This window comes from Pseudomonas veronii (assembly GCF_001439695.1).
Classification (GTDB): Bacteria; Pseudomonadota; Gammaproteobacteria; order Pseudomonadales; family Pseudomonadaceae; genus Aquipseudomonas; species Aquipseudomonas veronii.
Genome location: NZ_JYLL01000003.1, coordinates 124552 through 139208, shown reverse-complemented (window position 1 = coordinate 139208; position 14657 = coordinate 124552). Strand labels below are relative to the sequence as shown.

Genomic DNA, 14657 nt, shown 5'->3' with positions numbered 1-14657 from the left:
AAGTCTAAAGACCGCTGCCCCTAGCGGCAAGCAAAGGCCGGAGGTTATCCGGCCCTGACACGCAAGCGGGGCTGAATCAGATCAGCCCGAACAGCTCTTTGGGCATGAATGCATAGAACGCCAGGCGCGGGATCACCCAGCTTTGCAGGAGCTGGATCGCGATAAACGCGAAGATCGGCGAGATGTCCAGACCGCCCAGGTTGGGGATCAACCGGCGGAACGGCGCCAGCACCGGTTCGGTGATCTGCGCGACCAGCTCGGCCCCAGGGCTGCGGCTGCCGGGTGCGACCCACGAGAGGATCACGCTGATGATCATCGACCAGAAGAGGATCTTCAAAAACAGCGAGAAAACCCCGATCAGCGCCCATGGCAGCAGCAGCAGGGTCAAGGCCTGGTAGCCGTTGAGCATCAGGATCACCGCGAACAGCAGGACCTGCAGCAGCAACGCCAGCACCAGCGAGGACATGTCCAGCCCGAACAGGCTCGGGATCACCCGGCGCAGGGGCTTGAGCAGTGGCTGGGTGGCCTTCACCACGAACTGGCACAGCGGGTTGTAGAAGTTCGCCCGCACCAGTTGCAGGATAAAGCGCATCAGCACGATCAGCAGGTACAGGCTGCCCAGGGTCTGGATGATGAAAATGGCAGCGTCATTGATTCCGAGCATGTTCGATTCCTATCTAGTCCAGTTGCAGGTTGGGGACGACTATTTGCCCAGTTGCTCGGCCATCTCGGCCGAACGATGTGCCGCGGCACCCAGTGCTTTTTCCACCAGGGCTTCGAAGCCCCCGGCCTGGAACGATTCAATGGCGGCTTGCGTGGTGCCGCCGGGGGATGTCACGCGGCGGCGCAGTTCGGCGGCATCCACGTCGCTGGTCACGGTCATCTGCGCGGCTCCCAGGGCGGTTTGCGCGGCCAGTTGCTCGGCGATGTCCCGGCTCAGGCCCAGTTTCACGCCGGCGGCGGTCATGGCTTCGATCAGCAGGAAGAAGTAGGCCGGGCCGCTGCCGGAGACGGCGGTCACCGCGTCCAGTTGCTCTTCCTGTTCCAGCCACAGGGCGATGCCCACGGCGGACAGCAGTTCCTGGGCCTGGTCGCGCTGTTCGGCGCTCACCTGGGCGGTGGCATACAAACCGCTCACGCCTTTGCGCAGCAGCGCCGGGGTGTTGGGCATGCAGCGCACGATGGGCTGGGCGCCGAGCCAGCGGTTCATGCTGGCGCAGGTGATGCCGGCGGCGATGGACACCACCAACTGGTGCGGCTGCAGGCTCGGGCGCAGGCTTTCGCACACGGCTTTCATGGCTTGCGGCTTGACCGCCAGCACGATCACGTCGACGCCCTGGATGGCCTCGGCGTTGTCGGCGAAGGTGTCGATACCGTGTTCGGCGCTGATGCGGGCGCGGGTTTCGGCGCCCGGATCGCTGGCGCGGATCTGTTGGGCTTGCAGGCCCTTGGCCCGCAGGCCGCCGATCAGGCTGGCCGCCATGTTGCCGGCGCCGATAAAGGCAATACGCGTGTTGCTCATGACAGGTCCTTATTCAGTGGGAAGTCGGCCATTTCACGGCTGACCGTAGTCGCGGGCGCCAAACAGGGCGGTACCGATCCGCACCCAGGTGGCGCCTTGGGCGATGGCCGACTCGAGGTCGTGGCTCATGCCCATGGAAAGTGTGTTGAGCGGCAGGTTCAAACTGGCCTGCAGGTCGCGGACGGCGGCGAACGCTGCATCCTGTGCGGCGCGGTCTTCGGTCGGTTCAGGGATCGCCATCAAACCGCGCAACTTCAAGCGCGGCAGGGCGCTGATCGCGTTGGCCAGCGCCGGCAGGTCGGCGGGCGTGCAGCCGGACTTGCTGGCTTCGCCACTGACGTTGACCTGGATGCAGATGTTCAGCGGTGCCAGGTCGGCCGGGCGTTGTTCGGACAGGCGTTGTGCGATTTTCAGGCGGTCCACGGAATGCACCCAAGCGAAGTTCTCGGCGATCGCGCGAGTCTTGTTCGATTGAATGGGGCCGATGAAGTGCCAACTCAAGGGCAGGTCGGTTAATTCGGCCTGTTTGCCCAAGGCTTCCTGCAGGTAGTTTTCGCCGAAATCGCACATCCCGGCGGCATAGGCTTCGCGCACGGCTTGCGCGGGCTTGGTCTTGCTCACGGCCAGCAGGTGGATGCTGTTTGCGTCACGTTGCACGGCGTCGGCTGCGGCGCGGATGCGCTGGCGAACCTGGCCAATGTTGTCTGCTATCGTCGACATTCAAGATGCGCCCGTGGATATGGAGTCCGCGGCATTCTACTGGAAATGGAAAGCCCTATGGATATCACTGAATTACTCACGCACAGCGTGCGCCGGGGCGCCTCCGACCTGCACCTGTCGGCCGGCCTCGCACCGATGCTGCGGATGGATGGCGAGGTCTGGTCCCTGGATGGGCCAGTGCTGTCACCCACGCACGTGGCGGATTTGCTCAGCCCTTTGCTCAACCAGTACCAACAAAAGGATTTCGAAACATCTCTTGAAACGGATTTCGCCTTCGAACTGCCCGGTGTCGGGCGATTCCGGGTGAATGTGTTCCAGCAGGCGCGTGGCATGGGCGCGGTGTTTCGCAACATCCCCGCCCAGGTCCAGAGCCTGGAAAACCTCGGGTTGGGCGCGGTGTTCCAACGTATCGCCCAACTGCCGCGCGGCCTGGTGCTGGTGACCGGGCCCACCGGCTCGGGCAAGTCGACCACCCTGGCGGCGCTGATCGATCACCTCAACCAGCACCGGCGCCAGCACATCCTCACCTTGGAAGACCCCATCGAGTTCATCCACCAGCCCTGCCGGGCCCTGATCAACCAGCGCCAGGTGCACCGCGACACCCACAGTTTTTCGGCGGCCTTGCGTTCGGCACTGCGGCAAGACCCGGATGTGATCCTGGTGGGTGAACTGCGTGACCTGGAAACCATCCGCCTGGCGCTGACGGCGGCTGAGACCGGGCATCTGGTCTTCGGCACCCTGCACACCGCGTCGGCGGCCAAGACCGTGGATCGCCTGGTGGACGTGTTTCCGGCGGGAGAAAAGCCCATGGTCCGCTCGATGCTCTCGGAGTCGCTGCAGGCGGTGGTGTCCCAGGTGTTGGTCAAGAAGATCGGCGGCGGGCGCGTGGCGGCCCATGAAATCATGCTGTGTACGCCCGCCATTCGCAATTTGATCCGCGAAGACAAGGTGGCGCAGATCGTATCGGCGATTCAGACCGGTGGCGCATCGGGGATGCAGACGTTGGATATGCGCTTGAAGGCCTTGGTCACGCAGGGCGTGATCAGCCGGGAGGCGGCGCGGGAGAAGGCGAGGGTGCCGACAGACATATGAGATCTTGTGGGCAATGAAATCAAATGAGGGAGGGGGCAAGCCCCTCCCACATGGGTACTGTATTCCAGCTTCAGATCAGCGTTGGACGATCCGCAGGTTGTTCTGTTCTTTCGGCAGAACCCGCTTGGCGATCACGTAGTTCTTGTCCCAGAACGGCTTCTTCAGGGTATCGATGCTGACCGACTTGCCACGGCGCGGTGCGTGGATAAAGCGGTCGTTGCCCAGGTAGATGGCAACGTGGTTAACCCGGCGGCTCTTCAGTTTGAAGAACAGCAGGTCGCCCGGCTTCAAGTCCTTGCGGTCAACCTTCTGCCCGTGGCCGGCGGCCATGGCGTTGGAGGTGCGTGGCAAATCCACCGCGGCAACGTCGTTGAATGCATATTTTACCAGGCCGCTGCAGTCGAACCCTTTACTTGGGCTGCTGCCGCCCCAACGATAAGGTGTACCGAGCACATTCACGGCGCGGCTGAGGACGGTGCTGCTTTGCTTGGTGTTACCCGCCATCAGGCCGGGTGTTGCCTTACCGTGGGCCTTGCTCAGTTGAGTCGGGCGGCTGACGGTAGGCTTTACGGATTTGGCCGTGCTGGGTGTGCTGTGGACTTTCGGGGTGAAGCCGTTGACGTTAGGAAGTCGTTGCTCACGATTGGTGGCGTGGGCGGCCAGTGGCATTAATAGGCAAATGGTTAGCCATGTCTTGAAAAATGGTCGCATTAGGCGTGGCTCTTATGGGTTTGCGCGCAACTTTATAACAGCTTTTTGTGTCGTTCTCAGGCCGTTTGTCGACTGAACCTTGGGGTCAAACTCAGGAAATACGCGACGAATCGCCGCAATTGTCCTACACAAGTCAGGTGGCATCAGGCTTTCAGGGGAGCGAAGATACCATCGGCCATACGTCGGGTGCATGTAAAAAAGTCACAAAGAAAGTGAAAAAATTTATCTATCGCAGCAAAAGAGGTACGCCATGAACACCTATCGACAGGATGTTTCGCAGCAAGACACCCACAGCAAGGTGATCGGTTACCTGCTCTGGATTTTTGGTTTTACCGGGGCGCATCGCTTCTATTACGGCAAACCCGTCACCGGGACGATCTGGTTTTTCACGTTGGGCTTGCTGGGTATTGGCTGGCTGATCGACTTGTTCCTGATTCCGGCGATGGACCGTGAAGCCGACCTGCGTTTTACCGCCGGCCCGATCGAATACAACGTGGCCTGGATTCTGTTGGCGTTTCTCGGGGTGTTCGGCGTACACCGGATGTACCAGGGCAAATGGATCACCGGCCTGCTGTACCTGCTGACCGGCGGCCTGTTCCTGGTGGGGGTGCTGTATGACTTCTGGACGTTGAATACGCAGATATCGATCCGTAACGCCGAGCTAAGAGGCGGGCGCTGATCTCTCAAGCTCTATAGAGAACCCAATGTGGGAGGGGGCTTGCCCCCGATAGCAGTGGGTCAGCTACAGATAAGCTGACTGGTCCACCGCCATCGGGGGCAAGCCCCCTCCCACATTTTTTACCGAGCCCGCTTTAGGCCTGGTAGCTGATGCGTCCGTCCACCAGGGTGTAGCGCACGCTCGCCGGCAGGCTATGGCCGATGAACGGGCAGTTTTCGCCCTTGGACAGCCAGTGCTCGCCGGCAATCGTCGAGCTGGCCGGATCGAACAGCACCAGGTCCGCCGCCGCCCCCACCGCCAACTTACCCGCCGGCAGGCGCAAGGCTTCGGCAGGGCCTGCACTCAGGCGCGCCAGCAGCGTCGGCAGGTCGAGCAAGCCATCCTCCACCAGCGTCATCGCCAACGGCAGCAACAGCTCGACGCTGCTGATACCCGGCTCGGTCGCGCCGAACGGTGCCAGCTTGGCATCGCGCTCGTGGGGCTGGTGATGGCTGGAAATCGCCGACACCACACCGGACTTCACCGCCGCGCGCAAACCCTCGCGGTCGGCACGGGTGCGCAGCGGCGGTTGTACGTGATACAGGCTGGAGAAGTCGATCAGCGCCTCGTCCGTCAGGATCAACTGATACAGCGCCACGTCCGCCGTCACCGGCAACCCACGGGCCTGGGCCTGGGCGATCAGGGCGACGCCGCGGGCGCTGGTCAGTTGGCTGAAGTGCGCGCGCACGCCGCTTTGTTCCACCAGCAGCAGATCGCGGGCCAGGGCCACGGTTTCCGCGGTCTCCGGGATGCCCGGCAGGCCGAGGAAGCTGGCCACGGCGCCTTCATGGGCCAGGCCGCCTTCGGCCAGGTCGCGGTCCTGGGAGTGGAAGATCACCGTCAGGTCGAAGGTGGCCGCGTATTCCAGGGCACGGCACAGCGTGCGGGTGCTGCGGAAACTCTCCAGGCCGTTGCCGAAGGCCACGCAACCGGCATCGCGCAGCGCGATCAGTTCGGCCAGTTGCTCGCCTTCCAGGCCTTTGCTCAGGGCGCCGATGGGGAACACTTTGCAATTGCCGGCTTCGCGGGCGCGGTCGAGGATCAGCTCGGCCACGGCCGAGGTGTCCAGCACCGGTTTGGTGTGCGGCGGGCAGCACAGGCTGGTGACGCCACCGGCGGCGGCGGCGCGGGTTTCGCTGGTGATGTTGCCTTTGCGGCTGTAACCCGGCTCGCGCAGGGCGACATTCAGGTCGACCAGGCCAGGCGCGGCCACCAGGCCCTTGGCGTCGAGGGTCTCACTGGCGCTGAAGCCAGCGGGCGCAGCGCCGATGGCGATGATCTTGCCGGCTTCCAGATGAAGATCGGTGACTTGATCCAGGCCACTGGCCGGATCAATGACGCGGGCGCCGAGAATGCTGAGCTTCACTGGGCCTTCTCCTGCTCGAATTGACGTTGCGCGGTTTGCCCGCTCATGGCCATGGACAGCACCGCCATGCGTATGGCAATGCCGTAGGTCACCTGGTTGAGAATCACCGACTGGTTGCCGTCGGCCACCGCCGATTCGATCTCCACCCCTCGGTTGATCGGCCCCGGGTGCATCACGATGGCATCCGGCTTGGCTCCGGCCAGGCGCGTGGTGGTCAGGCCGAACAGGCGGTAGAACTCGCCTTCGCTCGGCAACAGGCCACCGGACATGCGTTCGCGTTGCAGGCGCAGCATGATCACCACGTCCACATCCTTGAGGCCTTCGGTCATGTCGGTGTAGACCTTCACGCCGTATTGCTCGATGCCGATCGGCAGCAGGGTTTTCGGCGCGATCACGCGGATATCCGGGCAGCCCAGGGTTTTCAGGGCCAGCATGTTCGAGCGCGCTACCCGCGAGTGCAGGATGTCGCCGACGATGGCCACCGAAAGGTTTTCAAAGCTGCCTTTGTGCCGACGGATGGTGAGCATGTCGAGCATGCCCTGGGTCGGGTGGGCGTGACGGCCGTCGCCGCCGTTGATGATCGCCACCTGCGGGCAGACGTGCTCGGCGATGAAGTGCGCGGCGCCGGAGTCGCCGTGGCGCACCACGAACATGTCGGCGGCCATCGCTTCAAGGTTGCGCAGGGTGTCGAGCAGGGTCTCGCCCTTGCTCGCCGACGAGGTCGACACGTTCAGTGTTATCACGTCGGCCGACAGGCGCTGGGCCGCCAGTTCGAAGGTGGTGCGGGTGCGCGTGGAGTTCTCGAAGAACACATTGCAGATGGTCTTGCCGCGCAGCAGCGGGACCTTCTTCACCGCGCGGCCACCGACTTCGAGGAACGAGTCGGCGGTGTCGAGGATTTCGGTGAGCAGTTCGCGGGGCAAACCGTCGAGGGACAAGAAGTGTTGCAGCTGGCCCTGAGCATTGAGCTGCAGCGGGCGCTTGGCATCTAGAGGCGTCATCGCGGGGACTCTTTACAAGGCGGGTTAAAGGGCAAGGTCTTGCAGTTCGAGTACGAGCGGCGTGGGACCGGACAATTTTACCCGCTGCTGGGCTGAAAGCGACAGGGTCGCGCCGACCACATCCGGGCTGATCGGCAGCTCGCCGGCGTCCAGGTCCAGCAGGCAGACCAGGGTCACGCTGGCGGGGCGGCCGTAGTCGAACAGCTCGTTCAGCGCGGCACGGACGGTGCGGCCGCTCATCAGCACGTCGTCGATCAGCACCAGGTGCTGGCCTTCGATCTCGAACGGCAGGGCCGACGGGCGCACTTGCGGGTGCAGGCCGTTCTGGCTGAAGTCGTCGCGGTAGAAGGACACATCCAGCGTACCCAGCGGCGAATCGTTGCCCAGCTCTTGCAGCAGCGCCTGGGCCACCCACACGCCACCCGTGCGAATGCCGATGAAGCGCGGCTCGCTGATGCCACGGTGTTTCAGGTGGGCCTTGAGGCGAATCGCCATCTGGCTGATCAGTTCGGCGGGGTTTGGCAGGCTCATGGTCGCTCCTTCAAGGCCTTGCACGGCAGGGGTTGCCAGCAAGGACCGGGCTCAAACGTAAAAAGACGCGGCAAGCCGCGTCAGTCAGGATTCAAATAACGCGGTGTTTTCATCCAGCCAACCCTGCAACAGCAAGGCCGCGGCGATGGCGTCCACCGGGTTGTCGCGGTAGCTGCCTTTCTGCCCGCCACGGTCGCGGCGCTCACCCTTGGCTTCGAAGGTCGTCAGGCGCTCATCGTGGGTATAAAAAGGCAGGTTGTAGCGGCCGTTGAGGCGGCGCGCGAACTTTTCGGCGCGCAGGCACATGTCGCTGGGGGTGCCGTCCATGTTCAAGGGCAGGCCGACCACCACCGCGTCGGGCTTCCACTCCTTGATCAGGGCTTCGACCTGGTTCCAGTCCGGTATGCCGTTCTGGGCTTTCAAGGTACACAGCTCGCGGGCCTGGCCAGTGATGACCTGGCCGACAGCGACGCCGATCTGTTTGGTGCCGTAGTCAAAACCGAGGATCAGACGCAAGGCCATCAGGCGTGCCCCGCCTGGCTGGTCAGCAGGCTGAGGTTGACCCGCAGCTTGGCCGCGGCCGCGTCCAGGCGCAGCTCGGCGGCAGTGTTGAACAGAATGTCGGCATCGTAGGGGCAGGTCAGCCAGGCGTTACTGGCCAGCTCGGCCTCCAGTTGCCCGGCTTCCCAGCCAGCGTAGCCGAGGGTGATCACGCTCTGTTCGGGGCCGACGCCGTCGGCAATGGCGAACAACACGTCCTGGGATGTGGACAGCGACACGCCGTCGAGGTCCACCGTGGCCTGGAACTTCGGCCCGGTCGGGTGCAGCACGAAGCCGCGATCGGTCTGCACCGGCCCGCCGATATAGATCGGCACGCCCTGGCAGCGGGCTGGCGGGTCGATCTCCGGGCGCAGTTGCTCGAGGATATCGGCCAGGTTCAGCTCTTGCGGGCGGTTCACCACCAACCCCATGGCACCATTGGCCGTGTGCTCGACAATGTAGGTCAAGGTCTGCGCAAAGTTCGGGTCGGCCATATGGGGCATGGCGATCAGGAATTGGTGCTTGAGGTAGGTCGGGCTGACATTTTTCATGTCCGCTAGTGTGGCGTTGGAGGGGCGAACTGACAAGCTGGGAGTGATCCGAATACAGCGCCGCCGCCTTTTCTGTAGGAGCGAGCTTGCTCGCGAAAAACGCCAACGATAACGAAGTGCTCCAGGTAGAACCGCGTCGCTCTCAAGTTTTTCGCGAGCAAGCTCGCTCCTACAGTGATTGGTGTTGATTGGGGTTATCAGTTGCTGGACAGGCGATCGCCCTTGGCAAACCGCCAGGTGCGGATGATTTCCAGGCGGTCCACGTCGTTCAGGTCGCCGCTGAACGGCGCAAAGGGCGCGGCCAGGCGCACGATGCGCTGGGCGGCCTGGTCCAGCAGCGGCTGGCCGGACGATTCGAGTACCTGCACTTCATATAACGTGCCGTCGCGGTTGATCGACACCAGCAAGCGCAAATTGCCGTAGATCTGCTGGCGGCGGGCCTCGTCCGGGTAGTTGAGGTTGCCGATGCGCTCGACCTTCTTGCGCCACTCGTCCTTATACCAGGCGCCTTTGTCGCGCATGGTGGACGCCGCGTTCAGGCGGTAGATGCGCGGGCGCTTGGCGTACAGCTGTTGCTCATTGGCCAGTTCGGCTTCGAGGCTGGAGATCTGGTCGGAGAGCTGCGAGCTGTCGAAGGTCGGCGCCGGCTTGACGGGCTCGGGTCGCGGTTCGGTCTTGGTTTTCTCGCGCTGGGTCGCGGCTTTTTGCGGTTTCGGCGCGACGGTGGTCACCACAGGCTTGGGCGCGGCCTGGGGGACTTCGGGCTTGGGCGTCGGTGGCGGGGAGACTTTATTTACCTTGTTGTCCTGGAACGGCGCCACTTCGGTGGTCTTGGGCACGGCTTTCTTGTCCAGCGTGCCGCTGCCCTGCTGATTGTCCTGGGCGAGAAAATCGGCCTTCTCGGGCTTCTTTTCGCTCTTGAACGTGGCGAGGGTGATTTCCAGGGTCTTGGTGATTTGCTTGGGTTCGACCATGGTGAAACCCACGCCGAGGATCAGCGCCAGGTGGATCAATGCCGCGAGAAACAGGGTAAATCCGAGCCGATCAGCCGGGCGCACGCCGCTGGGGGAGGGTTCGAAGGGCAGATCGGACGGGAGTGTCATGACAAGAAAACCAACATCGCGTGTTTCACAGGTGGCGCATGATAACGCAATGTTGGCGGGTGTCCGGCTGTTCTATGTCACTTGGCTTGTAGCTTGCGCTCAATCGCGGCCATCAGCATTTCGCCGATGTTCGTGCCAAATGCATTGTCGATCTCGCGAATACAGGTCGGGCTGGTGACGTTGATTTCGGTGAGGTGTTCACCAATTACGTCGAGGCCTACGAACAGCAAACCTTTTTCCCGCAGGGTCGGGCCGACCTGGGAAGCAATCCAGCGGTCCTTGTCCGACAAAGGCCGGGCTTCGCCACGACCGCCGGCCGCCAGGTTGCCGCGGGTCTCGCCGGCTGCCGGGATGCGTGCCAGGCAATAGTCCACCGGTTCGCCGTCGATCATCAGGATGCGCTTGTCGCCGTCCTTGATCGCCGCCAGATAAGCCTGCCCCATGATCTGCTGGGTGCCCAGGGCGGTCAGGGTTTCGAGGATCACCGACAGGTTCGGGTCGCCGGCGCGGTGGCGGAAGATCGAGGTGCCGCCCATGCCGTCCAGCGGTTTGAGGATCACATCGCCGTGCTTGGCGGCGAATTCGCGCAGCACATCGGCGCGGCGGCTGACCACGGTCGGCGGCGTGCAGTGCGGGAACAGCGTGGCGAACAGCTTCTCATTGCAGTCGCGCAGGCTCTGCGGCTTGTTGACGATCAGCACGCCGGCGCGCTCGGCTTGCTCCAGCAGGTAGGTGGAGTAGACGAATTCCATGTCGAACGGCGGGTCCTTGCGCATCAGGATCACGTCCAGGTCGCTCAGGGGGCTGTCGATTTCGTCTTGCAGCTCGAACCACTTTTCAGGGTTGGCGAACACCTCGAGCGGACGCATCCGCGCACGCGCCTCGCCGCCGCCCTGGTAAAGGTCGCGCTGTTCCATATAGAACAGGCTCCAGCCGCGGGCCTGGGCGGCCAGGAGCATGGCCAGCGAGCTGTCCTTTTTATAGGAAATGCTGGCGATAGGGTCCATGACAATGCCGACGCGAACGCTCATGGGGGATTTCCTCTAGCAAATTAGGGCGCATAAAAGTGGCGTCAGAGTGGCGCTGCGACTGTTGTGGGTCAAGGAAAAACCACCTGGCGGGTCGCTCGATAGATTGCTCCACGAGACTGTGCTAAAAAGACTGCCACGGCGCAGCAGCCCCTGAATTCCAAGGCTTGTGACGCTCATCCTGGGCAGTATCAGGCCGTACACACCGAAAACCGATTCGCTGTGGCGATGGTAGAGCAGATATGGAACAGCATTCCAACGCCTTGAGAGTGATGGTGATCGACGATTCGAAAACGATCCGCCGCACCGCCGAAACCCTGTTGAAGAACGTGGGCTGCGATGTCATCACGGCCATCGATGGTTTCGATGCCCTGGCCCGGATTGTGGATCATCACCCGCACATTATCTTTGTCGACATCATGATGCCGCGCCTGGATGGCTATCAGACGTGCGCCCTGGTGAAGAACAACCCGGCGTTCAAGTCGATCCCGGTGATCATGCTGTCTTCCAAGGACGGCCTGTTCGACAAGGCCAAGGGGCGTATCGTCGGTGTCGATCAGTTTTTGACCAAGCCTTTCAGCAAGGAAGAACTGCTGGGCGCGATCAAGGCCTACGTGCCGGGTTTCGCCGCAGTAGAACAAGCACACTGACGCAACCTCACAAGGGCGTGCGTCTTCCAATGTAGTGGGGAAAACCATGGCACGTGTTCTGATCGTCGACGATTCGCCGACCGAAATGTACAAACTGACCGGCATGCTGGAAAAGCACGGTCATCAGGTCTTGAAAGCGGAAAACGGTGCCGACGGCGTGGCCCTGGCCCGCCAGGAAAAGCCCGACGCGGTCTTGATGGACATCGTGATGCCGGGCCTCAATGGCTTCCAGGCCACCCGCCAGCTGTCCAAGGAGCGGGAAACCAATGGCATCCCGATCATCATCATCACCACCAAGGACCAGGAAACCGACAAAATCTGGGGCGCGCGCCAGGGCGCCAAGGATTACCTGACCAAGCCGGTGGACGAAGCCACGCTGATCGCCACCCTGAACAAGGTCTTGGCCCGCTGACGGCACGCCATCATGACCGAGTCGCTAACCGCCTTCGAGCTGCTGCTGGACATCGACCGCCGCTGTCGCCTGCTGGCCGCTGACCTGCCGTCCCAGGAAACCCGCCTGCAAGGCTGGAGCGGGATCGGCTTTCGCGTGGGCGAACAGTGGTTTGTCGCGCCCATGCGCGAAGTCGCCGAAGTGCTGCATGAGCCGCGCTGCACTTTAATGCCCGGGGTCAAGACCTGGATCAGAGGAGTCGCTAACCTGCGTGGGCGCCTGCTGCCGGTGATGGATCTCGGCGGGTTCCTCGGCCATGCGCTGTCCAAGGCAGACAAGCAGCGGCGGGTATTGGTCGTGGAATACCAGGACATATTTATCGGGCTGCTGGTGGACGAGGTGGTGGGTATGCAGCATTTCGCACAAGACGCCTTGTTGCCCAGCGCCACCCCCGGCGTGCCCTTTATCAGTGGCCGGTTCGACGCTGATCAGCAGTGGCAGGTCTTCAGCCCCTTCGCTCTGGCCCAGGCCCCTGGCTTCATGGATGTTGCCGCATGACCACCGCTACCACGCCCAAACCCCAGGCAGGCTCACGCAGCCGCTCGCAGATCATCGTGCTGTTTATTGCGCTGATCGTGTTCATCATGTTGCTGTTCGCCAACTTCGCGTACCTCAACACCCAGTCCACCTACGACAAGCAGTACATCGGCCACGCCGGTGAGTTGCGGGTGCTGTCCCAGCGTATCGCCAAGAACGCCACCGAAGCCGCCGCCGGCAAGGCCGCGGCGTTCAAGTTGCTGGCGGAAGCGCGCAATGACTTTGCCCGGCGCTGGGGTTACCTGAAAAAGGGCGACCCGGACACCGGCCTGCCCGCCGCGCCCAGTGCGGTACGTGCAGAGATGCGGGCGGTGCAGACCGATTGGGAAGCGCTGCTGAAAAACACCGACGCGATCCTCGCCAGCGAACAGACCGTGCTGTCGTTGCATCAAGTTGCCGCAACCCTGGCCGAAACCGTGCCGCAACTGCAGATGGAATCGGAAAAGGTCGTGGATATCCTGCTGCAACGCGGCGCCCCGGCCAGCCAGGTGGCCTTGGCCCAGCGCCAGTCGCTGCTGGCCGAGCGGATCCTGGGGGCGGTCAACACCGTGCTGGCCGGTGACGAAACCGCCGCGCAGGCCGCCGATGCCTTTGGCCGCGATGCCAACCGCTTCGGCCAGGTGCTCACCGGCATGCTCCAGGGCAACCCCGGGCTGCGCATCACCCAGGTCGAGGACCACGACGCACGGGCGCGCCTGGCGGAAATCGCCGAACTGTTCGAGTTTGTCTCCGGCTCCGTGGACGAGATCCTCGAAACCTCGCCGCAACTGTTCCAGGTCCGGGCCTCGGCGAGCAATATTTTCAACCTCTCGCAAACCCTGCTCGATGAAGCCTCGCACCTGGCCACCGGCTTTGAAAACCTCGCCGGCGGGCGCAGCTTCGACACGATCGGCGGCTATGTGCTGGGCTTGCTGGCGCTGGCCTCGATCATCCTGATCGGCCTGGTGATGGTCCGCGCCACCAACCAGCAACTGCGGGAAACCGCCGAGAAGAACGAGCGCAACCAGAACGCGATCATGCGCCTGCTGGATGAAATCGAAGACCTGGCCGACGGCGACCTCACCGTGACGGCCTCGGTGACTGAAGACTTCACCGGCACCATCGCCGACTCCATCAACTATTCCGTGGACCAACTGCGCGACCTTGTCGCTACCATCAACCTCACCGCCGGCCAGGTCGCCGGCGCGGTGCAGGACACCCAGGCCACCGCGATGCACCTGGCGCAGGCCTCGGAGCATCAGGCCCAGCAGATCGCCGAGGCCTCCACCGCGATCAAGCAGATGGCCCAGTCGATCGATCAGGTGTCGGCGAACGCGGCTGAATCCTCGGCGGTGGCCGAGCGCTCGGTGGAAATCGCCAACAAGGGCAATGAAGTGGTACACAACACCATCCACGGCATGGACAACATTCGCGAGCAGATCCAGGACACCGCCAAGCGCATCAAGCGCCTGGGCGAGTCGTCCCAGGAGATCGGCGACATTGTCAGCCTGATCGATGACATCGCCGACCAGACCAACATCCTTGCGCTCAACGCCGCGATCCAGGCAAGCATGGCCGGGGATGCCGGGCGCGGCTTCGCGGTGGTTGCCGATGAAGTGCAACGCCTGGCCGAGCGCTCCTCGGCGGCCACGCGGCAGATCGAAACCCTGGTGCGGGCGATCCAGGCCGACACCAACGAAGCCGTCATCTCGATGGAACAGACCACCACTGAAGTGGTGCGCGGCGCACGGCTGGCCCAGGACGCCGGGGTGGCGCTGGAAGAGATCGAAGGCGTGTCGAAAACCCTGGCGGCGCTGATCCAGAGTATTTCCAACGCGGCGCAGCAACAGACGTCGTCGGCGGGGCAGATCTCGCTGACCATGAACGTCATCCAGCAGATCACCAGCCAGACCTCATCGGGCTCGACCGCCACCGCCGAGAGCATCGGCAACCTGGCGAAAATGGCCAGCCAGCTGCGCCGCTCAGTATCGGGCTTCACCCTCCCGGCTGCTAAGCAGGCTGATGATTGAAATGCAATCCAAATGTGGGAGGGAGCTTGCTCCCGATGGCAGTGGGTCAGTCAATGAATCAGGTGACTGATACACCGTCATCGGGAGCAAGCCCCCTCCACATGTGATCTCGCTCTTTGTTTCAAGA

17 protein-coding genes are annotated in these 14657 nt (G+C 62.9%); 6 read left to right on the top strand and 11 right to left on the bottom strand.

Translation table 11 applies throughout. From position 1 onward, the window contains the following. Positions 1 to 76: 76 nt before the first annotated feature. From TU80_RS04955 to TU80_RS04945, 3 genes are read right to left on the bottom strand one after another with little or no spacing between them, the layout of a single operon-like run. Positions 77 to 664: a YggT family protein gene (locus tag TU80_RS04955; protein ID WP_046381758.1), complete on the bottom strand. Its 588-nt coding sequence runs from the start codon at positions 662 to 664 to the stop codon at positions 77 to 79. 39 nt (positions 665 to 703) lie between these two features. After that, positions 704 to 1522, bottom strand: coding sequence for a pyrroline-5-carboxylate reductase (gene proC / locus TU80_RS04950; protein ID WP_057003955.1), 819 nt, complete (start codon positions 1520 to 1522; stop codon positions 704 to 706). Positions 1523 to 1555: 33 nt separating this feature from the next. After that, positions 1556 to 2242, bottom strand: a complete 687-nt coding sequence (locus TU80_RS04945; RefSeq protein WP_057003954.1) for a YggS family pyridoxal phosphate-dependent enzyme — start codon at positions 2240 to 2242, stop codon at positions 1556 to 1558. 57 nt (positions 2243 to 2299) lie between these two features. Here TU80_RS04945 and TU80_RS04940 point away from each other — a divergent pair, with 57 nt between their 5' ends. Continuing rightward, positions 2300 to 3334, top strand: a complete 1035-nt coding sequence (locus TU80_RS04940) for a type IV pilus twitching motility protein PilT (protein ID WP_046381759.1) — start codon at positions 2300 to 2302, stop codon at positions 3332 to 3334. A 75-nt stretch (positions 3335 to 3409) separates the two neighbouring features. Here TU80_RS04940 and TU80_RS04935 read toward each other — a convergent pair whose 3' ends face one another. Continuing rightward, positions 3410 to 4045 carry a C40 family peptidase gene (locus tag TU80_RS04935; protein WP_046381760.1) on the bottom strand — a complete coding sequence of 212 codons (636 nt, stop codon included), beginning with the start codon at positions 4043 to 4045 and terminating at the stop codon, positions 3410 to 3412. Between the two features lie 250 nt (positions 4046 to 4295). On the opposite strand from TU80_RS04935, the gene TU80_RS04930 reads away from it, so the two are divergent. Beyond that, complete coding sequence (locus tag TU80_RS04930; RefSeq protein WP_017845004.1) at positions 4296 to 4724, top strand: TM2 domain-containing protein; 429 nt, start codon at positions 4296 to 4298, stop codon at positions 4722 to 4724. Positions 4725 to 4857: 133 nt separating this feature from the next. Here TU80_RS04930 and TU80_RS04925 read toward each other — a convergent pair whose 3' ends face one another. The 7 genes from TU80_RS04925 to gshB form a co-directional block, all read right to left on the bottom strand. Beyond that, complete coding sequence (locus TU80_RS04925; protein WP_057003953.1) at positions 4858 to 6129, bottom strand: dihydroorotase; 1272 nt, start codon at positions 6127 to 6129, stop codon at positions 4858 to 4860. Beyond that, a complete protein-coding gene (locus TU80_RS04920) occupies positions 6126 to 7130 on the bottom strand; it encodes an aspartate carbamoyltransferase catalytic subunit (RefSeq protein WP_017845002.1) in 1005 nt (334 codons plus the stop codon). Before TU80_RS04920 ends, TU80_RS04925 begins: the two co-directional genes overlap by 4 nt. A 24-nt stretch (positions 7131 to 7154) precedes the next feature. Beyond that, on the bottom strand, positions 7155 to 7661 hold the full coding sequence (gene pyrR, locus TU80_RS04915; protein ID WP_017845001.1) for a bifunctional pyr operon transcriptional regulator/uracil phosphoribosyltransferase PyrR: 507 nt from the start codon (positions 7659 to 7661) through the stop codon (positions 7155 to 7157). Between the two features lie 84 nt (positions 7662 to 7745). Then, positions 7746 to 8183 carry a Holliday junction resolvase RuvX gene (ruvX, locus tag TU80_RS04910; RefSeq protein ID WP_005792259.1) on the bottom strand — a complete coding sequence of 146 codons (438 nt, stop codon included), beginning with the start codon at positions 8181 to 8183 and terminating at the stop codon, positions 7746 to 7748. Continuing rightward, positions 8183 to 8752 (bottom strand): YqgE/AlgH family protein, encoded by a 570-nt coding sequence (locus TU80_RS04905; protein WP_017845000.1) that lies wholly within the window; start codon positions 8750 to 8752, stop codon positions 8183 to 8185. The genes ruvX and TU80_RS04905 overlap by 1 nt, the downstream gene beginning before the upstream one ends. A 197-nt stretch (positions 8753 to 8949) precedes the next feature. Beyond that, positions 8950 to 9855 carry an energy transducer TonB gene (locus tag TU80_RS04900; RefSeq protein WP_017844999.1) on the bottom strand — a complete coding sequence of 302 codons (906 nt, stop codon included), beginning with the start codon at positions 9853 to 9855 and terminating at the stop codon, positions 8950 to 8952. A 77-nt stretch (positions 9856 to 9932) separates the two neighbouring features. Further along, positions 9933 to 10886, bottom strand: coding sequence for a glutathione synthase (gshB, locus tag TU80_RS04895; RefSeq protein WP_057003952.1), 954 nt, complete (start codon positions 10884 to 10886; stop codon positions 9933 to 9935). Positions 10887 to 11125: 239 nt separating this feature from the next. On the opposite strand from gshB, the gene pilG reads away from it, so the two are divergent. The 4 genes from pilG to TU80_RS04875 are packed head-to-tail and all read left to right on the top strand — an operon-like array spanning position 11126 to position 14530. After that, complete coding sequence (gene pilG / locus TU80_RS04890) at positions 11126 to 11533, top strand: twitching motility response regulator PilG (protein WP_010564379.1); 408 nt, start codon at positions 11126 to 11128, stop codon at positions 11531 to 11533. 46 nt (positions 11534 to 11579) lie between these two features. Continuing rightward, on the top strand, positions 11580 to 11945 hold the full coding sequence (pilH, locus tag TU80_RS04885; RefSeq protein WP_017844997.1) for a twitching motility response regulator PilH: 366 nt from the start codon (positions 11580 to 11582) through the stop codon (positions 11943 to 11945). 12 nt (positions 11946 to 11957) lie between these two features. Further along, a complete protein-coding gene (locus TU80_RS04880) occupies positions 11958 to 12482 on the top strand; it encodes a chemotaxis protein CheW (RefSeq protein ID WP_046381763.1) in 525 nt (174 codons plus the stop codon). Then, complete coding sequence (locus tag TU80_RS04875; protein WP_046381764.1) at positions 12479 to 14530, top strand: methyl-accepting chemotaxis protein; 2052 nt, start codon at positions 12479 to 12481, stop codon at positions 14528 to 14530. The genes TU80_RS04880 and TU80_RS04875 overlap by 4 nt, the downstream gene beginning before the upstream one ends. Positions 14531 to 14657 lie beyond the last annotated feature (127 nt).